Origin of the sequence: Pseudomonas paraveronii (genome assembly GCF_963681955.1) — a bacterium.
GTDB lineage: Bacteria > Pseudomonadota > Gammaproteobacteria > Pseudomonadales > Pseudomonadaceae > Aquipseudomonas > Aquipseudomonas paraveronii.
The window spans coordinates 2,724,533-2,748,695 of record NZ_OY817130.1 but is presented as its reverse complement, the minus strand read 5'-3'; the positions used below and the strand labels follow the sequence as shown (position 1 = coordinate 2,748,695).

The window sequence follows — 24,163 nt, the reverse complement described above, 5'->3', positions numbered from 1 at the left end:
AAAGACTTCGCGGCGTGTTCACCAGAAGGTTCTGATATCCACCCCGGCGTCTGCCTCGCGATCGCCTGCGTAGGAAGCGTCTGAAAACTTCAGCGAATAGTATTTTTTTTCCATAGGTAAACTACCCCGCTCCATGACGGTCTACAGAACCGCAAATCGAGTGTTTATCTCCAGAGGTTCTAAACAGATGGCAGCAGTACTTGTCGGACAGTTCCATGCCAGAGACGCGGAAGGTCGCGTTTATTCGGTGCATGAGTTCCAGGAATCCATCCCACCGTTAGACGGCCTGGCTGGCTCGGCGCCCACCACAACCTACAAGCTGGCCATTGGCGACCGTGTAGAAAAACTGGACGGCGATGAATTCAGATTGATTCAGTCGGGGACCATTATCGTCCGCGAATCGGAAACCATCCGCGCGCAATAAGTTTGATCCCCCCGAGCGTACCAGCTCAGTCCTGGCCATTGACGGCATTGACTGGGCCGGGCGATCACGGGCGGCGCACCTCCGTCACTTCAATCCCCGGGTCCCCTTCAGTCTGTTTGAGCGTGACCATCAGTCGCCCCTTCTCGCCCTCTACGACATACATCAAGCGCTTGTAGCCCGGCGTGCCATACGCGGGATACGCCACCACCTGCCTGACCAGCGTGATGCCCAATACCGCACCCACCTGCGCGCCCACCTGTTCCTGGGAACGGATGAACGCATCGAGTGCGAGGTTTTCGGGCGTAGTGTCGTCGGGATTGCTCAAGAGATAAGCGGCCACGCACCCCACGGTCACCAGGACCAGCAGTTGCCTGGCCGTTACCCCGAAAAGTTTCGTGGGCATCGGCATTTGAGACCAGACCTGTTTTTGTTGTAAGTGCCGGGTAACCGGCATTGGTCGTTGATGATCAGACGAGCCATTCTAGTGAGGTCTGGGCCGAACGCCAGATGCCGCAGTGTTTTTTCTGCGCGCCGGCTTGAACCATTGAATCCCCATCCCACTGCACATAGACTCCGGCCATGCGTTTACGTCATATCGAAGTGATTCAGGCCATCTTGCAGACCGGACACCTCGGCACGGCCGCCGAATGGTTGCAACTCCCCGTGGGCGATGTGGACGCAGCGCTCAAGGACGCCGAGCAGCAACTGGGCTTTATGTTGTTCGCCAGCGTGCGCGGACGCCTGCAGCCAACACGGGAAACCCTGGAGTTGCAGGCGCAAATCGCCCATGTGTATGAAGCGCTGGAGCCGCTGCAACGCCTGGCCAGCCGCCTGAAACACCATCACGCGCCAACCCTGCGCGCCCTGTGTACGCCGCCCCTGGCCAATCAACTGCTGCCACACAGCATTGCCGTGCTGCGCCGGCGCTTCCAGGACACGCCGTGCAACCTGTCGAGCCAGCCGACCCGCGAGATCGTCAGGAGCCTGTTGCTGCACGAGGCCGATGTGGGCCTGAGCCTGCATGACCCGGAACATCCGCAGATCCAAAGCAGCGTATTGGCCCAGGGCAAACTGCAATTGCTCGCGCCCCATGGCTGGCTCAAACCCAAGCAGAAGTACATCGCCCTGCAGGACCTGGCCGGGCAGTCGATGATCGGGCTGGAGGGCCAAGACCCGCTCAGTCGCCTGCTCGACGCCAAGCTGCAAGCCCTGCGCCCGTTGCCGGTGGTGCAGACACGGGTGCAGACCTACCAGATGATGCGCAGCATGGTGGAGGCCGGTGAAGGTTTGGCGATTGTCGACCCGTTCACCGCGTTCGGCGCCCGGGAGGCCGGGCTGGACGCGTGCCCGGTATCGCCGCCGATCATGGTCAGCCTGTATGCGCTGACCCTCAGGGACGGCGTGACGTCACCGGCATTGAATGCGCTGCTGGAGATTGTCACGCAGAAAGCTGAAGGCCTGCTGGCGAGCTGAACGCGTCAGACCGCTTCGACTTCCGTCTTGAACAAGCGATACCAGAAAATCGCCACCTCGCGGGTTTGCGGGTCGATCCCGCGATAGCGCAGGTGATCGATCCCGCCCATCACATACCCGCAACGCTCATACAGACGGCAGGCGCCGAGGTTGTTGTTCTGGGTCTCCAGCATCATGCCCGTCAGGTTTTTCTTGCGACTCCAGAACTGCGCCACGTCCAACAGCGCCTTGGCCACGCCATGACGGCGCGCGGGCAACGCCACGGCCAGCTCGTCAACGTGCGCGAAACCGTTCCAATTGGTACTCACCACGACATGCCCGACCGCTCGATCGTCGAGAAAGGCCATGAAGATCGCGCTGTCGGGCGCGTCGCGAAAACTGGCGAACTCCTCCGGGTCGATGCCGTAGCACTTACGATAGGGCAGGATGCGCTCCACGGGCCACTGTTCGACCCGCTTGCCCATCTCCGGCACGCCATAGGCGCTGACCTCAAAACTGAAATCATTGCCCCACACGTAAGCGTCGAAGCCCTCGTCGGCGACCCGCACACTGAGCCCTGGATACTTCGGGTTCATTACAGCTTGCATAAACATCCTTAACCCTTAATGCAATCGACGGTATAACAACGACCACTGCCGTCATCTTCGTGTTGCAACCCATGAACATCCGCGACAAAACCGGGGAAACTGCTATCGAACGTGCGGGCAAACGCCAGGTAGTCGATGATCGAACGCGTTGCCTCGGTAAAGCGCTCGCCCGGCATGATCAACGGAATGCCCGGCGGATAAGGCACCAGCATCACGGCGGCGATGCGCCCTGGCAAGGCATCAATGGGCACCGCCTCCACTTCCCCCCTGACCAATTGGTCATAGGCGTCGGCCGGTTTCATCGCGATTTCGGGCAAAACGGTGTACATCCGCTTGAGGTGTTTGGCGGTGGCGTTGCTACGGTAGCAGCTATGCAATTGATCGCACAGGTCGCGCAGCCCCAGCCCTTGATAGCGCGCCGGGCCCTGGGCGAATACCGAAGGCAGGCAACTGGCGAGGCTGACGTTGGCGTCGTAGTTGCGCTTGAATTCCAGCAACTCGGTGAGCAAGGTACTCCATTTGCCCTTGGTGATCCCCATGGAAAACAGCACGAGGAACGAATAAAGCCCGGTCTTTTCCACCACCAGACCACGCTCCCAGAGGAATTTGCTGACCACCGCAGCAGGAATCCCGCAGTCGCTCAACGCGCCGCCGGCATTGAGGCCGGGCATCACCAACGTGACTTTGATCGGGTCCAGCAGCACGTAATCTTCGACTATGTCACCAAAGCCATGCCAATCATCCTGCGGCTGCAACAGCCAATCTGCCGTGACGACCCGGTCGATGCCGGCCACGGACGGCGGCTGCCAGATGGAAAACCACCAATCCTCGGCGGCGATGTGCTGGCGCAGGTTGGCCAGGGCGCGGCGGAAACTCAAGGCTTCGTCGAACATTTCCTGCAAAAGAGAGCGCCCCGCCGGGCCTTCCATCATCGCCGAAGCCACATCCAGCGAGGCGATGATGCTGTATTGCGGCGAGGTAGAGATATGCATCATGAACGCTTCGTTGAACCGATCGCGATCCAACTGCCGCGCGCCGCCGTCCTGCACATGAATCATCGACGCCTGGCTGAACGCCGCCAGCAACTTGTGCGTGGAATGCGTGGTGAACACCAGCGGGCTGTCCGGCGTGCGTGAAGTACACATGCCATAGCGCCCGGCGAAGAATTCGTGGAACGCCGCGTAGGCGTACCAGGCTTCGTCAAAGTGCAGCACCTCGACACTGTTACCCAATTGCTGCTTGATCAGCTCGGCGTTGTAACACAGGCCGTCGTAGGTGGAGTTGGTGACCACCGCCAACTTCACTTTCGCCGGCCGGCCACGGGTCAGCGGGCTGGCCTCGATCTTGGCGCGGATCGACGCGGGGCTGAATTCGCTGAGGGGGATCGGGCCGATGATGCCCAGTTCATTACGCTCCGGGCACAGGTACAGCGGGATCGCGCCGGTCATGATGATCGAGTGCAACACCGACTTGTGGCAGTTGCGGTCGACCAGCACCAAGTCATCACGACCGACCATCGAGTGCCAGACGATCTTGTTGGCGGTCGAGGTGCCATTGATCACAAAGAAGGTGTGATCGGCGCCAAAATTACGCGCGGCGCGCGCTTCTGCTTCGGCCAGCGGCCCGGTGTGATCGAGCAGCGAGCCCAACTCCGGCACAGAAACGGACAGGTCGGAGCGCAGCGTATTTTCCCCGAAAAACTGATGAAACGCCTGCCCCACCGGGCTTTTGCGATAGGCCACGCCACCACCGTGACCGGGCGTGTGCCAGGAGTAATTGGAGTCGGCGGTGTGTTGAACCAGGGCTTTGAAGAAGGGCGGCAACAAGCCATCGAGGTAAGTGCGTGCCGCGCGGGCAACTTGTCTGGCAAGAAACGGCACAGTGTCTTCGAACAGGTAAAGAATCCCGCGCAGTTGGTTGAGTTCGCTCATCGCATCGGCGGGGGCGTTTTCCAGGGTGACTTGTTCACCCAAGGCAAAAATCGGCAGGTTCGGCGCCCTCAGACGCGCCAGTCGGATCAGTTCGACCATGTTTTGCAGCAGATGCGTGTTTTCCCCGGCGCCTTCGGCAGCGATCAACATGCATGCCAGGCCATGGTGGGTCGAGGCCACCAGCCGGCCTTCGGCGTAGTCCACCGCAGAAAAGATACCGAAGCCCTCTTGTTCCAGCTCTTGAGCGATACCTCGGACCCGGTCGCCGGCAACGGTATCGGCCTTGATGTCGCGATGCACGATAAGGATGGGGAACTTCAGGTCTTTGTACATGAGTGCTTTTAGTCCTGAGGGTGATGCACTCAGGGTAGAAGCTGTGAGCGGATGTAGCGAATGAAGATTTTGAAGGCAGCGACTCAACAATGTGGGAGGGAGCTTGCTCCCGATAGCGGCGTGCCAGTCGACATTGATGCCACAGATCCACCGCTATCGGGAGCAAGCCCCCTCCCACAGTGTTTGACTGCGCTCAGCCAGATTATTGCTGGGTCAGTTGGGTCCACAACGCCGGCGCGCCCGCCGACTTGGCAATCGCTTCCAGACGCGCCGCATGCTCAGCCAGGTCCTGCGCGCTGGCGCGGATGATCGGCGCCGGTTTGCGATCAGCCGGCAGACGACGGATTTCCGAAGGGCGATTGCCCGAACCTTCCGCCGAACCGGCACCGTCGGAGGCGTTGCCGGCCAGGGACAGGCTGGTCTGCCCGCCGGTCATGGTCAGGTAAACGTCGGCCAGGATCTCGGAGTCGAGCAACGCGCCGTGCAGCTCACGGCCGGAGTTGTCGACGCCATAGCGTTTGCACAAGGCATCCAGGCTGTTGCGCTGGCCCGGGTGACGTTCACGGGCCATCATCAAGGTGTCGAGGATCGAGCAGTGCCGGGAAATATCCGCGCGATCCGTCTGCCCCATCAGGGCAAATTCGTTATTGATGAAGCCGACGTCGAACGCCGCGTTATGGATGATCAACTGCGCGCCGTTGATGAACTCGAAGAACTCGTCGGCGACTTCCGCGAAGCGCGGCTTGCCCTTGAGGAATTCGTCGGTGATACCGTGGACGCCGATCGCGCCCTCGTCACTGTCCCGGTCCGGTTGCAGGTAGACGTGAAAGTGACGGCCGGTGAGACGACGGCCCATCAATTCGACGCAGCCGATTTCAATGATCCGGTGGCCATCGGTCACCGGCATGCCGGTGGTTTCGGTATCGAGTACAACAGATCGGATGGCCATCAGGGTTCAGCTCTCAACGGTGTGGTGTATTTCAAGGGGCGCAATCTTAACACGTCAGCCGGCATCAGCTCTGCTTGTAGCCCCGCACTTCGTCGACGCCACGGTTGGCCAACTGGTCGGCGCGCTCGTTGCCGTGATGGCCGATGTGCCCGCGCACCCATTTCCAGGTGATGTTATGGCGATTGCATTGCTCATCGAGCAATTGCCACAGGTCGGCGTTCTTGACCGGCTCCTTGGCCGCCGTCTTCCAGCCGCGCTTCTTCCAGTTGACCATCCACTCGTTGATGCCTTTCATCACATATTGCGAGTCGGTCACCAGCAGCACGTCGCAACGCCGCTTGAGCTCTTCCAGGCCGCGAATGGCGCCCATCAGCTCCATGCGGTTGTTGGTGGTGTTGGCTTCGCCGCCCCAGAGTTCCTTCTCCACGCCCTTGCACACCAGCAAGGCGCCCCAGCCGCCGGGGCCAGGGTTGCCTTTGCAGGCGCCATCGGTGAAGAGTTCAACGCTATCGGTCATCGGTTGCATCCATCAAAACGGGTCGCCGGGCATAGGCCGACAGCATCCCGAGGCCGAATGATTCGGCCTGAAATCAAAAAGAGGGTTCTACGGTTCGCTTTGCTTGCGGTTGACCTTGGCCATCGGCATCGGCACCAGCTTGCCCATGGGTTGGCGTAGCACCTGACGCACCGGCCGCAGCCCGACCACGATCTTGCGTGCAACCAGTAAATAGAAGCCGCCACCCGACAGTTGCCAGGCCCCCGCCCGACGCTCCCAGCCGGCCAGACGGCCCTGCCACTTGGTCGACGCGAGCGGCGGACGATAGCATCCGAAGCGGCGTTTCTCCAGTGCGAAGCCCAGCAGGTTCAGCCAGTCCCCCACTCGCGACGGTGAGATGCAACGGGCCTGGCGCAGGCCGTCATGGGCGAACACATGGCGCAGGCCCCAACTGCTCCAGGGGTTGATGCCGACAATCAGCAAATGGCCACCTGGGCGCACGCTGCTGGCAGCTTCGCGCAACAAACCGTGGGGTGACAGGCAGAAATCCAGGCCATGCTGCAGCACCACCACATCGGCAGCGTGCTCGCTCAACGGCCAGGCCTGCTCTTCGCAGACGATCTCCACCCCCGGCAACGGCGCGCCCAGGCGCACATTGCGCTGCACCTGCGGCGCGGACGGCGGCGTCTGGGCCGACGGCCCGTAATGCACCAGGTAACCGCCAAAGAACCGGCCCAGCTCGTCTTCGAGCATGCTCCGTTCTTCATCCAGCAAAAATTGCCCGATCGGCCCGGACAGCCAGTCACGGGCTGCGCTGATCAGGGCCAGCCATTCAGGATCGGCCTGGGCGAACGCTTTATCAGTCATTGCATTCTCCAACTCGCCTAGACGTTCTAAGATGCACCAATGTGTTCAGCTTGGCGAATCGAAGAATGATACAGATCAGTGCCCTGCCCGCCTTCACCGATAACTACATCTGGTTGTTACAGGAACCCCAAACCCGCCGCTGCGCCGTGGTCGACCCCGGCGATGCCGCCCCCGTGCTGGCCTGGCTCGAGCAGAACCCGGAGTGGACGCTCAGCGACATCCTCATCACCCACCATCACCATGATCATGTGGGCGGCGTCGAAGCGCTGAAACGTGTGACCGGTGCCAAGGTCTACGGCCCCGCCAGCGAAACGATCCCAGCGCGGGACGTCGCCCTGCAGGACAACGACCGCATCACCGTGCTGGGCTGGGACTTCGCCGTGTACGCCGTCCCCGGCCATACCCTCGGCCATCTCGCCTTCTATCACCAGGGCGTGCTGTTCTGCGGCGACACCCTCTTCGCCGCCGGTTGCGGTCGCCTGTTCGAAGGCACGCCAGCGCAAATGCACACCTCGCTGCAACGCCTGGCCGCCCTGCCGCCCGACACCCTGGTGTACTGCACCCACGAATACACGCAGAGTAATCTCAGGTTTGCCCACGCGGTGGAACCGGACAACGCCGATATCGCCGAACGGCTGGAAAGCGTCAACCAACTGCGCGCCCGTGGCGAGATCACGCTGCCTTCCAGCCTGGCCCTGGAAAAGCGCACCAACCCGTTCCTGCGTACCGCTGAAACATCCGTTAAACAAAAAGCTGACGAACGGAATGGCCGCGACAACCGCTCTGGAGCCGAGGTGTTTGCTAGCTTGAGGGCTTGGAAAGATAAGTTCTAACGTGACGCAATCTGATACGTAATTTCTGAATGGTTGACCGGAACCAAAGCGCTTTCTAGAATCGCCCGACATTTTTGCCCGGAACTTACTTCCAGCCAATGTCGTCATCTACTCGTAAATCCAATCATTCAGACGCATTGACCCGCCTGGCTCAAGCCGTGGCGGTGGCTGTCTCCGCGACTCTGGCGGGCTGCCAATCGACCAATTTCGCTGCACAATCCACCGTGCAACCCAAACCGAATCTTGCTGCCAAGATCAAGCAAAAACCTATTTGGCTCTCAGAGAAGCCCAGCCCCGAAGCCCCCCAGGATGTATGGGAACGCATGCGTCGGGGCTTTCAATTGCAGGACGGCGTCGGCGTCAACCCGCGTATCGAGCAACAGCGCCTGTGGTTCGCCAGCAACCCGTCCTTCCTGGAGAACGCCGGGGAACGCGGCAGCCTCTACATTCATTACATCGTCGAACGCCTTGAAGAACGCAACATGCCCCTGGAGCTGGCGCTGCTGCCGGTGATTGAAAGCGCCTATAACCCAATGGCCTATTCGCGCAGCGATGCGGTCGGCTTGTGGCAGTTCATTCCCTCCACCGGACGCTACTTCAACCTGCGCCAGACTCGCGCCTACGACGGTCGTCGCGATATCACCGCCTCCACCACCGCCGCCCTGGACTATCTGACACGTCTGCATGACATGTTCAACGGCGACTGGCTGCTGGCCCTGGCAGCGTATAACGCCGGCGAAGGCACGGTAAGCCGGGCGATCGAGCGCAACGAGAAGCTCGGTCTGCCAACCGATTACTGGAACCTGCCCCTGCCCCAGGAAACCAAGGACTACGTGCCCAAGTTCCTGGCGCTGTCCCAGGTAGTGCTGGCCCCCGAAGCCTATGGCGTCAACCTGAACCCGATTGCCAACACGCCGTATTTCAAAATGGTTGAAGTCAAGCAAAGCATGGACCTGTCACGGGTCGCCGCATTGGCCGAGATCGACGAAGACGAACTGTTCCAGCTCAATCCGGCGCTGAAACAACGCACCACCCTGGACGGTCCCCAGCATTTGCTCGTGCCCAGCTCCAAGGCACAACTGTTGACCAGCAGCCTTTCGGCGATGAAGCCTGAAGAATTGCTGGCGTTGCGCCCGAAAAAGCCGGTATTCGACGAAGTCGAGACCCGGTCCGTGGCTGGCCGTACCCGCAACTACAAGGTGCGCAACGGCGACAACCTGACGCTGATCGCCAAAGCCAACAAGGTCGATGTGCATGACCTGCAACGCTGGAACAAGCTCAACGGCCAGGCGCTCAAGGTCGGCCAGACCCTGGTGATGCAGGACACGCGCAAGCTGGTGGCCAAGGCCGACAGCAAGAAACCAGTGCAGTACAAGGTCAAGAAAGGCGACTCGCTGTATATCGTCGCCAAGCGTTTCAACGTTGAGATGCAACATCTCAAGCGCTGGAACCCACGCACTGGCATGGCGCTCAAGCCTGGGCAGATGCTGGTGGTTTCCGGGCCAAGATAAACCGCAGGCAAGCGCGCTCCTGTGGGAGCTGGCTTGCCTGCGATGCAGACACCGAGGTGTATCAGTTACATCAGGGTGATGCCATCGCAGGCAAGTCAGCTCCCACATTTGATCTCTACGCCGTTCAATACCCCGCCAGCCTCATGCCACCCTTTCCAACAGCCTTTTTCCAACGGGAACAAGCTGTTACTGTACCGATCATAAAGCCCAAGCTGCCTGGATCGGATCTCTGACTTGACGCGTCCCCTCCTTCTACTAATAAGTCTGGCCTTGAGCTTTGCTGCGCACGCGACGATTACCGAAAGCCACGGTTATGCGCAGTTCGGCACGCTCAAGTACCCGACCAAATTCACCCACTTCGATTGGGTAAACCCTGCAGCGCCGAAAGGCGGGACGTTGCGGGTCATGGCGTTTGGCACGTTCGACACCCTCAACCCCTATACCTTCAAGGGTTCAAGCCCGGTTTCCACGCCGAACTTCCTGCAATACGGCGTCAATGAGCTGAACGAACCGTTGATGGTCGGCACCGGCCAGTACGCGCCGTCCGGCGATGAACCGACCTCCAGCTACGGGCTGATTGCCCAGTCGGTGGAGTACAGCGAGGACCGTAGTTGGGTGGTGTTCAACCTGCGCCCGGAAGCGCGCTTTCACGATGGCAAGCCGATCACCGCGTATGACGTGGCGTTTTCCTATCGCACCCTGCTGACCGAAGGTCATCCGCAGTACCGCACCAACCTGCAGGAAGTGGCGCGGGTCGACATCCTCAACCGCCACCGTATCCGTTTTGTATTCAAGCGCGCGGGCAACCCGTTGCTGATCCTGCGCCTGGGCGAACTGCCGGTGCTGCCCCAGCACTACTGGAAAAACCGCGACTTCAAGGCCACCACCTTCGAACCACCGCTGGGCAGCGGGCCTTATCGCCTCAGCAAAGTCACCCCTGGCCGGCAGTTGGTGTTCGAGCGGGTCAAGGACTATTGGGGCAAGGACCTGCCGGTCAACCAGGGTTTCTATAATTTCGACAAGGTCGAAGTGGAGTTCTACCGCGACAGCGACGTCGCCTTCGAAGCCTTCAAGGCCGGCGAGTTCGATATCTATATCGAGCACCAGGCCAAGAACTGGGCGAATGGCTACAACTTCCCGGCGATCAACCGCGGCGACGTGATCAAGGCGCAGATCGCCCACCAGATCCCGACCCAAAGCCAGGGCCTGTTCATGAACACCCGGCGCCCGACCTTCAGTCAGGCCAAGGTGCGCGAAGCCCTGGGGCTGATGTTCGACTTTGAATGGACCAACCGCAGCCTGTTCAGCGGCGCCTATAAACGCACCTTGAGCTATTACCCCAACAGCGAATTTTCGGCGACCGGCGTCCCGGTCGGCCATGAATGGTTGCTGCTCTCGCCCTACCGCGACCAACTGCCGGCCAATCTCTACACCCAACCGTTCAGCCTGCCCCAGACCGACGGGCACGGCATCCCCCGCGAGACCCTGCGCCGCGCCCTGGCCCTGCTCGGCGAAGGCGGCTGGAAGCTGTCCGGGCAACGCCTGCTCAACAAGGACGGGCAACCGCTGCGGTTCGAGATCCTGCTGGTCAACCCGAACCTGGAGCGCATCCTGCAGCCCTATGTGGAAAACCTGAACAGTATCGGCATCGACGCGCACCTGCGCACAGTCGACCGGGCGCAATACAAACAGCGCCTCGATCAGTTCGACTTCGACATGATCCTGATGACCCTCAACCAAACCCTCAGCCCCGGCCTTGAGCAGTGGCAGTACTTCCACTCCAGCCAGGCGGCGATCAAGGGCAGCAAGAACTACGCTGGCATCGCCAATCCGGTGGTCGACCGCCTGCTCGAACAACTGCTGTCGGCACAGACCCGCGACGAACAACTGGCCGCCGGCCGGGCTCTGGACCGGGTCCTGCTGTGGCAGCATTACAGCATTCCCAACTGGTACCTCAACTATCATCGCTTGGCGTACCGCAACCGGTTCGCCTTTGTCACCACGCCGCCCTACAGCCTGGGCCTGAGCGCATGGTGGCTGAAAGCTTCGGAGAAAGCCCAATGATGTCTTTGCGTACTGCACTGCTCGGCAGTCTGTTGCTATGCACGGCGGCCAACGCCGCCCCGCAATATGCGCTGACCCTCTACAACGAGCCGCCCAAGTACCCCGCCAATTTCAAGCACTTCGACTACGTCAACCCCAACGCCCCCAAGGGCGGCACCTTTCGCGAATCGAGCATGGGCGGTTTCGACAGTCTCAACCCCTACATCAGCAAGGGCGTGCCGGCAGACAATATCAGCCTGATCTACGACACCCTGGCCATGCAGAGCCTGGACGAACCCATCACCGAATACGGCCTGGTGGCCGGCAAAATCGAAAAAGCCCCGGACAACAGCTGGGTACGCTTCTACCTGCGCCCCGAAGCACGCTTCCACGATGGCCACCCGATCCAGGCCGAAGACGTGGTGTTCACCTTCCAGATGCTGATGAAGGACGGCTCGCCGCTCTACCGCACCTACTACGCCGACGTCGACGAAGTGGTGGCCGAAGACCCGCAGCGCGTGCTGTTCAAGTTCAAGCGCACCAACAACCGCGAATTGCCGCTGATCCTCGGGCAATTGCCGGTATTGCCCAAGCATTGGTGGGCCACCCGCGACTTCACCAAGGGCAACCTGGAAATCCCGCTGGGCAGCGGGCCGTACAAGGTCGCCGAGGTCAAGGCCGGGCGCATGATTCGCTACGAGCGGGTCAAGGACTACTGGGCCAAGGACCTGCCGATCACGCAGGGTTTCTACAACTTCGATCAGCGCATCACCGACTATTACCGCGACAGCACGGTATCCCTGGAAGCGTTGAAAGCCGGGCAGTTCGACTACTGGCTGGAATTCAGCGCGAAGAACTGGGCCAACGCCTACAACATTCCAGCGGTGGCCGAAGGGCGCCTGGTCAAGGAAGAGCTCCCCAACGGCAACCCCACCGGCATGCAGGGTTTCGTGTTCAATACGCGCAAGCCGATGTTCCAGGACGTGCGCGTGCGCAAGGCCATCAGCCTGTTGCTGGATTTCGAGTGGAGCAACAAACAGCTGTTCAACGGCGCCTACACCCGCACCCGCAGCTACTTCGAGAACTCGGAGATGGCCGCCACCGGCCTGCCCGGCCCGGACGAGTTGGCCATCCTCGAACCGCTGCGCGACAAGATCCCCGCCGAAGTCTTCACCCAGGCCTTTGCACCGTCCAAAACCGACGGCAGCGGCATGATCCGCACCCAGCAGCGCGAGGCCTACCAACTGTTGCAGGAAGCCGGCTGGCGCATCGTCGACGACAAGATGGTCGACGCCACCGGCAAACCGGTGACCATCGAATTCCTGCTGGCGCAGACCGAGTTCGAACGTATCCTGCTGCCCTTCAAACGCAACCTGGCGGACCTGGGTATCGACCTGGTAATTCGCCGGGTCGACGTCTCGCAATTCGTCAACCGCCTGCGCTCGCGGGATTTCGACATGCTGGTGGGCAGCTTCCCGCAGTCCACCTCGCCGGGTAACGAACAACGCGAATTCTGGAAATCCTCCAGCGCCGATAAACCCGGCAGCCGCAACTACATGGGCCTCAAGGACCCGGCCGTCGACCAACTGGTAGAGGAACTGATCGACGCCGACTCGCGCCAAAGCCTGGTCGCCCATGCCAAGGCCCTGGATCGCGTGCTGCAATTTGGCTACTACGTGATCCCCAACTGGCACATCAAGACCTTCCGCGTGGCGTACTGGGACCACCTCGGCCATCCGAAGGTAGCACCGCGCTATGACGTCGGCACCGCCACCTGGTGGGCCAAACCCGACGTCAAACCTGCCATCCCCCTGAACACGAGCGCCGACCCGGCGAGCGGAGGCGATTAAATGCTGGCCTATATTGTTCGCCGCCTGTTGCTGATCATCCCCACGCTGTTCGGGATTCTGTTGATCAACTTCATCATCATCCAGGCCGCCCCCGGTGGTCCGGTGGAGCAGATGATCGCCAAACTCGAAGGCTTCGAAGGCGCCACCAGCCGCATTGCCGGCGGCGGTGCCGAAGTCGCGGTGGCCGGTTCCAGCTACCGTGGCGCCCAAGGCCTGGACCCGGCGCTGATCAAGGAAATCGAAACCATGTACGGTTTCGACAAGTCGGCACCGGAACGCTTGTGGATCATGGTCAAGAACTACGCCCGGCTGGATTTTGGCAACAGCTTCTTTCGTGACGCCAAGGTCATCGACCTGATCAAGGAAAAGATGCCGGTGTCCATCTCCCTCGGGTTATGGAGCACGCTGATCATGTACCTGGTCTCGATCCCGCTGGGAATCGCCAAGGCCACGCGACACGGCAGCCACTTCGACGTATGGACCAGCTCGGCGATCATCGTCGGCTACGCGATCCCGGCGTTCCTGTTCGCGATCCTGCTGATCGTGGTGTTTGCCGGCGGCAGTTACTTCGACTGGTTCCCCTTGCGCGGGCTGACCTCCAACAATTTCGATGAGTTGAGCTGGGGCGGCAAGATCCTCGACTACTTCTGGCACCTGGCCTTGCCCATCACCGCGCTGGTAATCGGCAACTTCGCGACCATGACGCTGCTGACCAAAAACAGCTTTCTCGACGAGATCAACAAGCAGTACGTGGTCACCGCCAAGGCCAAGGGCCTGACCAACCACCGCGTGCTCTACGGCCACGTGTTCCGCAACGCCATGCTGCTGGTGATCGCCGGTTTCCCGTCGGCGTTCATCGGAATTTTCTTCACCGGGTCCTTGCTGGTGGAAGTGATCTTCTCCCTCGACGGCCTCGGCCTGATGAGCTTTGAAGCGGCGATCAACCGCGATTACCCGGTGGTGTTCGGCACGCTGTTTATCTTCACCCTGCTCGGGTTGGTGGTGAAACTGATCGGTGACCTCACCTACACCCTGGTCGATCCGCGTATCGACTTCGCCAGCCGGGAGCATTGAGATGAAACTGTCCCCCCTCAATCGCCGCCGATTCGAGCGGTTCAAGGCGAACAAGCGTGGCTGGTGGTCGCTGTGGCTGTTCCTGATCCTGTTCGGCCTGAGCCTGGGCGCCGAGCTGATCGCCAACGACAAACCGCTGGCGGTGCATTACGACGGTGACTGGTATTTCCCGGCGCTCAAGCGCTACCCGGAAACCACCTTCGGCGGCGAATTTCCCCTGGAGGCCAACTACAAGAGCCCGTATATCCAGGAACTGCTCAAGGCCAAGGACGCCTGGACGCTGTGGGCGCCGATCCCGTTCAGCTACCAGAGCATCAACTACGACCTGAGGGTGCCGGCCCCCGCGCCGCCGTCTTCGGTCAACCTGCTGGGCACCGATGACCAGGGCCGCGACGTCTTGGCACGGGTGATCTACGGCTTCCGTGTGTCGGTGCTGTTTGCCCTGACCCTGACCGTGCTCAGTTCGATCATCGGCGTGATCGCCGGTGCCCTGCAGGGTTTCTATGGCGGTTGGGTCGACCTGGCCGGGCAACGCTTCCTGGAGATCTGGTCGGGCTTGCCGGTGCTGTACCTGCTGATCATCCTCGCCAGTTTCGTACAGCCCAACTTCTGGTGGCTGCTGGGGATCATGCTGCTGTTCTCGTGGATGAGCCTGGTGGACGTGGTCCGCGCCGAGTTCCTGCGCGGGCGCAACCTGGAATACGTGCGCGCGGCCAGGGCACTGGGCATGCAGAACGTCGCGATCATGTTCCGGCATATCCTGCCCAATGCCATGGTCTCGACCATGACCTTCATGCCGTTCATCCTCACCGGCGCCATCGGCACCCTGACCGCCCTGGACTTCCTCGGCTTCGGCCTGCCGGCGGGTTCGCCGTCGCTGGGAGAACTGGTGGCCCAGGGTAAATCCAACCTGCAAGCGCCGTGGCTGGGCATGAGTGCCTTCGCCGTGCTGGCGATCATGTTGAGCTTGCTGGTGTTTATCGGCGAGTCCGCTCGCGATGCCTTCGACCCGAGGAAATGAGATGAATCAGGACAATCTGATCGAAGTCCGCGACCTCTGCGTCGAGTTCGTCACCGGCGAGCATCACCACCGCGTGGTGAACAATGTCAGCTTCGACATCAAGCGCGGCGAAACCCTGGCGCTGGTCGGCGAAAGCGGCTCCGGCAAATCGGTGACCGCCCATTCGATCCTGCGTTTGCTGCCCTACCCCTTGGCGCGGCACCCCGCCGGCACCATCGAATACGCCGGCCAGGACCTGCTGACCCTCAAAGAAAAAACCATCCGGCATATTCGCGGCAACCGCATTGCGATGATCTTCCAGGAGCCGATGACCTCGTTGAACCCGCTGCACTGCATCGAGAAGCAGATCAACGAAGTGCTCGGCCTGCACAAAGGGCTGACCGGTAAAGTCGCGACCCGACGCACCCTGGAGTTGCTCGAACTGGTGGGCATTCCCGAGCCGCATAAACGCCTCAAGGCGCTGCCCCACGAACTGTCCGGCGGCCAGCGCCAACGGGTGATGATCGCCATGGCCCTGGCCAACGAGCCGGAGCTGTTGATCGCCGACGAACCGACCACCGCCCTCGACGTAACGGTGCAGTTGAAGATCCTCGAACTGCTCAAGGAACTGCAGGCGCGCCTGGGCATGGCGTTGCTGCTGATCAGCCACGACTTGAACCTGGTGCGGCGCATTGCCCACCGGGTGTGCGTGATGCAGCAGGGTTGCATCGTCGAACAAGCCGATTGCGAAACCTTGTTCCAGTCGCCGCAGCACCCTTACACCCAGGAACTGCTCGCCGCCGAACCCAGCGGTGGGCCGGCCGACACGGCCGTCGGGCCGCCGTTGCTGGAAGTCGATGATTTGAAAGTCTGGTTTCCGATCAAAAAAGGCTTTCTGCGCAACACCGTCGACTACGTCAAGGCGGTGGACGGCATCAATTTCAGCCTGCCCCAGGGGCAAACCCTGGGCATCGTCGGCGAAAGCGGCTCAGGCAAGTCCACCCTCGGCCTGGCGATCCTGCGTCTGATCGCGAGCAAAGGCGGGATTCGCTTCGAAGGCCAGCAACTCGACCGCCTGACCCAGCAACAGGTACGCCCGTTGCGCCGGGAAATGCAGGTGGTGTTCCAGGACCCGTTCGGCAGCCTCAGCCCGCGCATGTGCGTCAGTGAGATCGTCGGCGAAGGCCTGCGCATTCACAAGATGGGCAGCCCGGCGGAGCAGGAAGCGGCGATTATTGCGGCGCTCAAGGAAGTCGGCCTCGACCCGCAATCGCGGCATCGCTACCCCCACGAGTTCTCCGGCGGCCAGCGCCAACGCATCGCCATTGCCCGCGCCCTGGTACTCAAACCGCGCCTGATTCTGCTCGACGAACCGACCTCGGCGCTCGACCGCACGGTACAGCGCCAAGTGGTGGAATTGCTGCGCGGTTTGCAGGCCAAGTACAACCTGACCTATCTGTTCATCAGCCATGACCTGGCCGTGGTGAAAGCGCTAAGTCACCAGTTGATGGTGGTCAAGCACGGGCAGGTGGTGGAACAGGGCGATGCCCCAGCGATTTTCGCCAACCCACAACATGCCTATACCCGGCAGTTGCTGGAGGCGGCGTTTCTGGTGCCGACGCCTTAGCACGTGACAGTGACCTATCCGCTCGTTGCGAAGGGATAGGTCGCTCGCGTCAGGCCGCCAGCCCGCGCCCTGCCCGCTCCAGGTTGCGCCACAACCAGGGCGGCAGCACATCGGAGTCGAGGCTGTCGATCAGGTTCTTCAAGCCCAGCCCCAACTCCGTATCGCCTTCAATCACCAAGCGGCGCCGGAAGAACAAGGTGTCCGGGTCTTCCTGCCGACTGGCCAGCAACAAGAACTCGCGCCAGTTACCACTGATCGTCACCTGGGCCTCGGCTTTTTCGGCAAGGCGCAAACCGTCCCGTGCCAGGGTCAGGTACCAGCACAGCCCGAGATCCGGGATGCGCAAGCACATCCAGCGCCCGCGCAGCAGGTCAAAGCCGCCGTCGCGCAACGGCTCGGCCAGGCAGCGGTTGAGACCTTGCTGCAAGGCCAGGCGCTGCACCCGGAACGGCACGTGGCGCACCAGCGGCAGCAAGCGATCGGCGCCCTTGAGCAGCCATTGTTTGCGACTCAACACAGGCCCACCTCCTCGACCCGCAGCATGCCGGCCTGGCCGTGCCAGTAACCGTTGCAGCCGTCGACGCACAACGGCGGCATTGCGCCCTGGCGCACCTGGTCGAACGCCTGGACCACGCCGACCATGCCCTCAGCCCGTGGGCTCAGGCGCAACAGGTCAGCACCACACGCGACCAGGCCGGGGTAATCGGCGAGCAAGTTGGTGACATCAGCCGACATCGTCTGAATCCCGTTCAAGGTGAACAGCGGCTGCCCTTCCTGGCTGGTCAGGGCCATGCCATCGGGGTAGTTGATGCAACAGAACTGACAATCGTCCTTGGGCCGGTTTTCCGCGCGGGCGGTGAAGCAACGGGCCGAGTACGCTAGGGGCAAATGCCCGTAGGCGAAGATCTCCACTTCGGGCAACGGCCGGCCGAGTTCGCGCACCTGCTCCAGTACATCGGCGATCAGGCTTTGCGAGCACTCCACCGGCGGCACCCAACGCTGCATGCCCGCATCGAGCAATTGCACCAGGGCGTGGCCGTTGTACAGGTTGAGCGCCGGGCCGCCGACAAAGGGCAGCTTGCGCTCGATCAGCAACTGCACCGCGCCCATGTCGTTGGCTTCAACCAGCACCTCGCCGTTGTCGCACAGACGGCGCAGGCTCGACAGCTCGGAGGCGGCTTCGATCAAGGTCAGGCTCGACAGCACGATCTGCGCCGGGCTGCACGACTGCAACTCGCGGCCCAGGCCCAACCATTGATCCAGCGAAAACGCGCGGCGTTTGGAGCACACGGTTTCCCCCAGGTAAATCACGTCCAGGGGCAAGCCGGCCATGTCTGAATAGAAGCGCCCCAGGTGTTCCTTATCCCAATAAAACAGCACCGGTCCCAGGCTGAGTTTCATCTGTAATTCCTCACTGCCATGCGCGATGGTAAGCACCCAGGGTGGTCTGGCTGCCTTCGGAAAGTCCGGCCAGCACCTGGCGCCACTGGTCCTTGACCACAAAATTGGCCGGGGCGCTGCGGTGGGCGTCGAGGGCGGCGCGCCAGACTCGGGTGACTTGTTCCACATAGGCCGGGCTGCGTTGCCGGCCTTCGATCTTCACCGCTGCCACGCCAATGGCGCTGAGTTCGGGCAACAGGTCCAGGGTGTCGAGGCTGGTCGGTTCTTCCAGGGCGTGGAAACGCTTGCCGCCGACCAGGAAGCGGCCTTTGCACAAGGTCGGGTAGCCGGCCGGTTCCTCCGGGGTGTAGCGGTCGATCAGCACTTCACTGAGGCGTGCGCTCAGGCCATCGGCGTCGTCGCTCCAGCGCACCGCCTTGGCCGGCGAACACACACCGCACAGGTTGGGCGACTCGCCGGTGATATACGACGACAAGTGGCATCGCCCTTCGGCCATGATGCACAGGCTGCCGAAGCCGAACACTTCGATCGGCACCACACTGCTCGCCGCCACCTGCCGCACCTGGGCCAGGGACAGCACCCGCGGCAGCACCGCGCGACGAATGCCATAACGCTCGACGTAGAACTTCAGCGCCGCCGCATGGGTGGCCGAGCCCTGCACCGACAAGTGCAACGCCATCTGCGGATGGCGCGCAGCGGCGTAACCGAGCACACCGGGGTCGCCGGCGATCAGCGCGTCCACACCATGATCGGCCGCACGGTCGACGGCGCGCTGCCAGCGTGACCAGATCTTCGGTTGCGGGTAGGTGTTGACCGCCACATACAGCTTGCGCTGGTGCTGGCGGATATGGGCGACGGCGGCGTCGAACTGTTTGTCGTCCATGTTCAACCCGGCGAAATGCCGGGCATTGGTGTCATCGCGAAAACCGACATACACCGCATCGGCGCCTTGGCGCACCGCGGCTTTCAGCGCAGGCAGGTTGCCTGCCGGGCAGACCAGTTGCATGGAGACTCCTCATTGAAACTCGGCGAAAGACAGGAAAGGCACCGGTGCGTCCTTGAGCAACAGTTGCTCGGGCTCGACGATCACCAGGCCATCGGCCCAGCAGGCGGCAGTGAGCATCGCCGAGCTTTGCTGGGGGTGCAGGACGGCGCGCAATTGCCCATCCTCGCCCGGGCTCAAGCGCGCGCGCAGGTACTGGCGACGCTTGTTGGGGGTGGACCATTCAAACCCGGCCGGCACCTGGATCGGCACCGGCAATACGCGCTCGACACCCTGGGCGCGCAACAGGAACGGACGCACCACCACCAACGTGGTGATCAGCGCGGCGGACGGGTTGCCGGGCAGGCCGATCCACGGTTTGCCCGCGACTTCGCCAAACGCCAGGGGCTTGCCGGGCTGGATCGCCAGGCGCCAGAAGTCCACGCGACCGAGCTCCTGGATGGCTTGCTTGAGATGGTCCTCCTCGCCCACCGACACGCCGCCGGTGGTCAGCAGCAGGTCGCATTCGGAGGACGCCAGGATCAACGCGTCGCGGCTGGCGGCCAGCGCGTCGGCCATCACCCCGTAGTCGAGCACCTCCACGCCCCAGCCGCGCAATAACGCGGTCACCAGGTGGCGGTTGCTGTTGTAGATCTGTCCCGGCGCCAGTGACTCGCCCGGCTCGCGCAGTTCATCGCCGCTGCTCAGCAGGCACACGCGCAGAGGGCGATAGACCTTGACCCAAGGGATGCCGGCCGACGCCAGCAGACCGACTTCCTGGGCGCGCAGGCGCTGGCCGACACGCAACAGGCTTTGCCCGCGTTGCAGCTCTTCGCCGCGCTTGCGCACGTGTTCGCCCAGACGCAGCGGTGGGCACCAGATGCGCTGGCCGTAGACGCGGCAACGCTCCTGGGGCACCACGCTGTCGGCGCCGGGCGGCAATGGCGCGCCGGTGAAAATCCGCACCGTTTGCCCGGCCTGCAACGGCACGTCGCTGCTGTGCCCGGCGGCAATCCGCCCGGCCAACACCAGGTAGCCGCCCTGCTCCGGCACATCGGCGGCGCGCAGGGCGTAGCCGTCCATGGCGCTGTTGTCCCAGCCCGGCAAGTCGAGGGGGGAAAACAGTTCTTCGGCGATCACCCGGCCCGCAGCCTGGCCGAGGGGGATCACTTCGGTGGCTGGCACAGGCGGCGCCTGGGCCAGCAGTTGCGCGATCGCCTCATCCACCGGCATCAACGACCCGCTGTCACACACGCGGGTGTTCATGACCGCGCCTCACAGGCGCTGAGCGTCTGTTCGAACTGGGGCTTGAGGTGCGCAACGAAGTTGCACGGGCCAGTGCGGCTGTCCAGTTGACCGACCAGTATCTGGTCCCAGGCGGTGCGGCACGCGCCGGGCGAACCGGGCACGCAGCACACCAGCACGCCGTTGCTCATGCCCGCCAGGGCGCGGGACTGCAAGGTGGACATGCCGATTTCCGCCAGGGACACCTGGCGGAACAGCTCGCCAAAACCGTCCACCTGTTTATCCAGCAGCGGCAACACCGCTTGTGGCGTGTTGTCGCGGGCGGTGAAGCCGGTGCCGCCGGTCATCAGGATCACTTGCACCTGAGGGTCGGCGATCCACTGCGAGACACGGGCGCGGATCTGGTAGATATCGTCCATCACCAGGCCACGGTCGATCAGTACATGGCCGGCACCTTCAAGGCGCTCTACCAGAGTCTGCCCGGAGGTATCGGTGTCAAAGGTGCGGGTGTCGCTGATGGTCAGCACGGCGATGTTCAGGGAGACAAAACTGCGTTGGGTCAAATGGGCCATGATCAAGGCTCCAGGCAGATAAAAAGATGCGCTCAGCCTGCGCCGCAACGGGCGCAGGGCCTATTCCTCGAAGGAGGTACCTCGTCAGGGCGCCAGCCGCGTGCGCTGCCAGGCGCCTTCTTGCAGGCGGTAGTCGAGGCGGTCATGCAGGCGGTCAGGGCGGCCTTGCCAGAACTCGATGCGGCGCGGCTTCAGGCAGTACCCGCCCCAATGCTCGGGCCGTGGCGGCTGCTGGCCGGCGAAACGTTCGGTGACCTCACGCAGCAAACCTTCCAGCTCGCTGCGGTGGGCCAGGGGCTGACTCTGCGGCGAGGCCCAGGCGCCGAGTTGGCTGGCGGCCGGACGGGCGACGAAATAGGCGTCCGACAGCGCCGGATCGAGGCGCTCGACCGCGCCTTCAATGCGCACCTGGCGCTCCAGGCCCGGCCAGAAAAACGTCATCGCCGCTTGGGGGTTGCTCGCCAGCTCCTCGCCCTTGGCGCTCTGGTAATTGCCAAAAAACACAAAGCCCTCGGCGCTGAAGCCCTTGAGCAGCAGGATGCGGCAATGGGCGCACCCTTCACTGTCGACCGTGGCCAGGGCCATGCTGTTGGCCTCGGCGGGAGGCACTTCGGTTTTGCGCGCCTGGCTCAGCCACTGACCGAACAACACCAGCGGATCGTCCTGCTCGCCGTCGTCCCGCAGGCCGTAGAGGGTGTAGTTGCGGCGCAGTTGCGCGAGGGACAGGGGCATGGGACGGACCTCCAGAGAATTCGCCACAGTGTGGGAACTGCGCAGGTTCTATCCCTTGATCACGATCAACAATCCGCCGCGGCATGGCGCCGCACGCCGCTCACCACAATGACTTCGCCAGGACCACGATCACCACCATGTGCGCGAGAATGCTGCGTCGTATCCACAGCGCACGCTTGGGGCTCAGGCGCTCGTGGGTCAGCCAGTAGGCCAGCAGCAGGTAGTGCCCGATGATGCTCAGGGCCAGCAGGATTTTCAGGCTCAGGAACAGTCCGAAATGACTGTTCCAGGGCATGCCGCGGTAATGCCAGGCCAGGCCGATGCCCGCGCCATACAGCAGCACTACCACGCCATGCAGCACCCGCCGCGAACGCCGGGCGATGGCGTGTTCGGCAGTGAAGCGCGCCGACCAGGCCAGCTCCTCGCGGGCGCTGTGCCAGATCATCACTTCAAAAAACAGCGTGCCGATAAAGGCGATCGCCGCCAGCAGATGCACGATCAACAACCACGAATACAGCATGCAATGCTCCTAACCGGGATGCCCGTCGACCCGCGCTTGCCACAGCATCGGCGCATAACGCCACAGGTACAGGCCCAGGCCGACCGTCCAGCAAATCCCCGCCAGCCACAAGGCCGCCACGGGCCAGATCAACACCAGCACCACCCGGCACACTGCGGCCAGGTTCAACAGTGCAAACGCCAGGGTCATCCCGCCCGGCGGCTGCAACGGCCGACCGGTATGGCCCAGGCTGACCCGCGCCACCATCGCCAGGATCATCCCGGCCATGGCGCCGATCGTCAGCGCATGCACGGCCAGGCTCGGGTTGAGCGGCGCGCCGAAATGCCACAGCGCCATGCCCAGACAGGCCACAGCCAGCCACGCATATGCCAGGTGCAGCGACCACAGCAGCGGCACGCGCCACAGGCCACGGTCATGCCAGCGCACCAGGCGCAGCAGGTGGCCCAGGCCAAGCACGGCGAACAGCGCGCCGCTCCAGCCACTGGGGAACACCGCCAGCCCGCTGGCGTAGAGCAACGCTATCAGGATCGAACCGCCGAGCAATACGCGGTCCAGCCACGGCCACGGCTTGACCGCATCGACCCGGCCCAGACCACGCTGGGTAAAGAACGGAATCACCCGGCCGCCGATCAGCCCCATCATCGCCGCCACCAGCCACAGACCAGTGAGCACCGCCTGGCGCTGCATGCCTTCGTCCTGGCGCAGCACCCCATAGAGCGCCAACGCGTCTGCCACGGCGAGCAGGCCCAGCACCAATACAATCGGGTAGTTGCGGGTTTGCCTGACCTTCCACAGCGTCCAGCCCATCACCCCGGCCACGGCCAGCGGAAAACTCAACTCCAGCACCGCCAGCAGCGGCCATGGCAGGTTAACCAACCAACTCAGGCGTGCCGCCAGCCATAGACCGGCGAGCAGCGCCAGCGGCGCGCCGCTGAGGCCGGGGCGGCCGGTCCAGGTTTGCACCGCCGTCAGCAAAAAGCCGGCGATGATCGCCACGCCAAAGCCGAACAGCAGCTCATGCCGGTGCCAGGCCAACCAGCCGCCGGCCGGTTGCCAAGTACCGGTGGCGCCACCCAGGGCAAACAACCACAGCGGAATTGCCAGCACCGCCAGCAGGCAGGCGCCGAGGAAAAACGGGCGGAACGCCAGGCGAAACAAAGGGGGAATTGCCATGGCCTTGCGTCGATCGAGCACTTGCATAGCACGGCTCCTAAACGGATGAATGCGACAATCTTGCGCTGTCGCCTGCGCATTGCCCTTGTCGTAGATCAAGCACGCCCGCCACGAACAGGGGAACTTTGCCGGGAAATAACCGACTGAATCCGGTACGCTCAGCGTTTTTACTCAAGGAGTTAATTCCCATGGCCAAAGCCACCGCCCGTCACATCCTCGTTGCCACCGAAGACAAGTGCAATGAACTCAAGGCCCAAATCGAAGGCGGCGCCGATTTCGCAGACGTTGCCAAAGCCAATTCCACCTGCCCCTCCAGCCGTCAAGGCGGCGACCTGGGCTCGTTCGGTCCAGGCCAGATGGTTAAAGAATTCGACGCCGTGGTGTTCAGCGCCCCGGTCAACACTGTGCAAGGCCCGGTGAAAACCCAGTTCGGTTATCACCTGCTGGAAGTCACCAGCCGTCAGGACTGATTCAGTCCGCGCTGATGCTTGAAACAACGGCCCGCCTTTTGGTGGGCCGTTGTGCATGGGATGACTGGCG

24 protein-coding genes are annotated in these 24,163 nt (G+C 62.4%); 10 read left to right on the top strand and 14 right to left on the bottom strand.

Going from position 1 to position 24,163, the window contains the following annotated elements:
• The first annotated feature begins 187 nt into the window (after positions 1-187).
• Positions 188-424, top strand: coding sequence for a hypothetical protein (locus tag U5A08_RS12525; RefSeq protein WP_247399382.1), 237 nt, complete (start codon positions 188-190; stop codon positions 422-424).
• A 64-nt stretch (positions 425-488) separates the two neighbouring features.
• Here U5A08_RS12525 and U5A08_RS12520 read toward each other — a convergent pair whose 3' ends face one another.
• Positions 489-833: a hypothetical protein gene (locus tag U5A08_RS12520; RefSeq protein WP_321851759.1), complete on the bottom strand. Its 345-nt coding sequence runs from the start codon at positions 831-833 to the stop codon at positions 489-491.
• 170 nt (positions 834-1,003) lie between these two features.
• Here U5A08_RS12520 and U5A08_RS12515 point away from each other — a divergent pair, with 170 nt between their 5' ends.
• Complete coding sequence (locus U5A08_RS12515; protein ID WP_253395241.1) at positions 1,004-1,897, top strand: LysR substrate-binding domain-containing protein; 894 nt, start codon at positions 1,004-1,006, stop codon at positions 1,895-1,897.
• A gap of 5 nt (positions 1,898-1,902) precedes the next feature.
• Here U5A08_RS12515 and U5A08_RS12510 read toward each other — a convergent pair whose 3' ends face one another.
• The 5 genes from U5A08_RS12510 to U5A08_RS12490 form a co-directional block, all read right to left on the bottom strand.
• A complete protein-coding gene (locus tag U5A08_RS12510) occupies positions 1,903-2,472 on the bottom strand; it encodes a GNAT family N-acetyltransferase (protein WP_253400379.1) in 570 nt (189 codons plus the stop codon).
• A 20-nt stretch (positions 2,473-2,492) separates the two neighbouring features.
• Positions 2,493-4,748: an Orn/Lys/Arg family decarboxylase gene (locus U5A08_RS12505; protein ID WP_321851758.1), complete on the bottom strand. Its 2,256-nt coding sequence runs from the start codon at positions 4,746-4,748 to the stop codon at positions 2,493-2,495.
• A 202-nt stretch (positions 4,749-4,950) separates the two neighbouring features.
• The gene (gene dnaQ, locus U5A08_RS12500) at positions 4,951-5,691 is read right to left on the bottom strand and encodes a DNA polymerase III subunit epsilon (protein WP_253400378.1); all 741 of its coding nucleotides are present in this window, start codon (positions 5,689-5,691) and stop codon (positions 4,951-4,953) included.
• A 70-nt stretch (positions 5,692-5,761) separates the two neighbouring features.
• Complete coding sequence (rnhA, locus tag U5A08_RS12495) at positions 5,762-6,214, bottom strand: ribonuclease HI (RefSeq protein WP_069075857.1); 453 nt, start codon at positions 6,212-6,214, stop codon at positions 5,762-5,764.
• 87 nt (positions 6,215-6,301) lie between these two features.
• Positions 6,302-7,060, bottom strand: a complete 759-nt coding sequence (locus U5A08_RS12490) for a class I SAM-dependent methyltransferase (protein ID WP_247399351.1) — start codon at positions 7,058-7,060, stop codon at positions 6,302-6,304.
• A gap of 65 nt (positions 7,061-7,125) precedes the next feature.
• On the opposite strand from U5A08_RS12490, the gene gloB reads away from it, so the two are divergent.
• The 7 genes from gloB (at position 7,126) to U5A08_RS12455 (ending at position 16,998) form a co-directional block, all read left to right on the top strand.
• A complete protein-coding gene (gene gloB, locus U5A08_RS12485) occupies positions 7,126-7,893 on the top strand; it encodes a hydroxyacylglutathione hydrolase (protein WP_321851753.1) in 768 nt (255 codons plus the stop codon).
• Between the two features lie 98 nt (positions 7,894-7,991).
• Complete coding sequence (locus U5A08_RS12480) at positions 7,992-9,404, top strand: transglycosylase SLT domain-containing protein (protein ID WP_321851752.1); 1,413 nt, start codon at positions 7,992-7,994, stop codon at positions 9,402-9,404.
• A gap of 234 nt (positions 9,405-9,638) precedes the next feature.
• Positions 9,639-11,468 (top strand): extracellular solute-binding protein, encoded by a 1,830-nt coding sequence (locus U5A08_RS12475; RefSeq protein ID WP_321851751.1) that lies wholly within the window; start codon positions 9,639-9,641, stop codon positions 11,466-11,468.
• Entirely contained in the window at positions 11,465-13,297 is a 1,833-nt protein-coding gene (locus U5A08_RS12470) for an extracellular solute-binding protein (RefSeq protein WP_321851749.1), read from the top strand. Before U5A08_RS12475 ends, U5A08_RS12470 begins: the two co-directional genes overlap by 4 nt.
• Complete coding sequence (locus tag U5A08_RS12465) at positions 13,298-14,371, top strand: microcin C ABC transporter permease YejB (protein ID WP_253395232.1); 1,074 nt, start codon at positions 13,298-13,300, stop codon at positions 14,369-14,371.
• Between the two features lies 1 nt (position 14,372).
• Positions 14,373-15,392 (top strand): ABC transporter permease, encoded by a 1,020-nt coding sequence (locus U5A08_RS12460; RefSeq protein WP_253395231.1) that lies wholly within the window; start codon positions 14,373-14,375, stop codon positions 15,390-15,392.
• 1 nt (position 15,393) lies between these two features.
• Entirely contained in the window at positions 15,394-16,998 is a 1,605-nt protein-coding gene (locus U5A08_RS12455) for an ABC transporter ATP-binding protein (protein ID WP_253395230.1), read from the top strand.
• Positions 16,999-17,047: 49 nt separating this feature from the next.
• On the opposite strand, the gene ubiT is transcribed toward U5A08_RS12455, so the two are convergent.
• The 8 genes from ubiT to U5A08_RS12415 form a co-directional block, all read right to left on the bottom strand.
• Positions 17,048-17,515, bottom strand: coding sequence for a ubiquinone anaerobic biosynthesis accessory factor UbiT (gene ubiT / locus U5A08_RS12450; RefSeq protein WP_253395229.1), 468 nt, complete (start codon positions 17,513-17,515; stop codon positions 17,048-17,050).
• The gene (locus U5A08_RS12445) at positions 17,509-18,399 is read right to left on the bottom strand and encodes a U32 family peptidase (RefSeq protein ID WP_253395227.1); all 891 of its coding nucleotides are present in this window, start codon (positions 18,397-18,399) and stop codon (positions 17,509-17,511) included. Before U5A08_RS12445 ends, ubiT begins: the two co-directional genes overlap by 7 nt.
• Positions 18,400-18,409: 10 nt before the next feature.
• Complete coding sequence (ubiU, locus tag U5A08_RS12440) at positions 18,410-19,405, bottom strand: ubiquinone anaerobic biosynthesis protein UbiU (protein WP_253395225.1); 996 nt, start codon at positions 19,403-19,405, stop codon at positions 18,410-18,412.
• A gap of 9 nt (positions 19,406-19,414) precedes the next feature.
• Positions 19,415-20,647 (bottom strand): molybdopterin molybdotransferase MoeA, encoded by a 1,233-nt coding sequence (locus U5A08_RS12435; RefSeq protein ID WP_321851747.1) that lies wholly within the window; start codon positions 20,645-20,647, stop codon positions 19,415-19,417.
• Complete coding sequence (moaB, locus tag U5A08_RS12430; RefSeq protein ID WP_321851746.1) at positions 20,644-21,198, bottom strand: molybdenum cofactor biosynthesis protein B; 555 nt, start codon at positions 21,196-21,198, stop codon at positions 20,644-20,646. The genes U5A08_RS12435 and moaB overlap by 4 nt, the downstream gene beginning before the upstream one ends.
• Positions 21,199-21,282: 84 nt before the next feature.
• On the bottom strand, positions 21,283-21,930 hold the full coding sequence (pdxH, locus tag U5A08_RS12425; protein WP_321851744.1) for a pyridoxamine 5'-phosphate oxidase: 648 nt from the start codon (positions 21,928-21,930) through the stop codon (positions 21,283-21,285).
• 100 nt (positions 21,931-22,030) lie between these two features.
• Positions 22,031-22,450, bottom strand: a complete 420-nt coding sequence (locus tag U5A08_RS12420; protein ID WP_253395221.1) for a hypothetical protein — start codon at positions 22,448-22,450, stop codon at positions 22,031-22,033.
• Positions 22,451-22,459: 9 nt separating this feature from the next.
• Positions 22,460-23,650 carry an NnrS family protein gene (locus tag U5A08_RS12415; protein WP_321851743.1) on the bottom strand — a complete coding sequence of 397 codons (1,191 nt, stop codon included), beginning with the start codon at positions 23,648-23,650 and terminating at the stop codon, positions 22,460-22,462.
• 161 nt (positions 23,651-23,811) lie between these two features.
• On the opposite strand from U5A08_RS12415, the gene U5A08_RS12410 reads away from it, so the two are divergent.
• Positions 23,812-24,093, top strand: coding sequence for a peptidylprolyl isomerase (locus U5A08_RS12410; RefSeq protein ID WP_247408156.1), 282 nt, complete (start codon positions 23,812-23,814; stop codon positions 24,091-24,093).
• Positions 24,094-24,163: the final 70 nt, after the last annotated feature.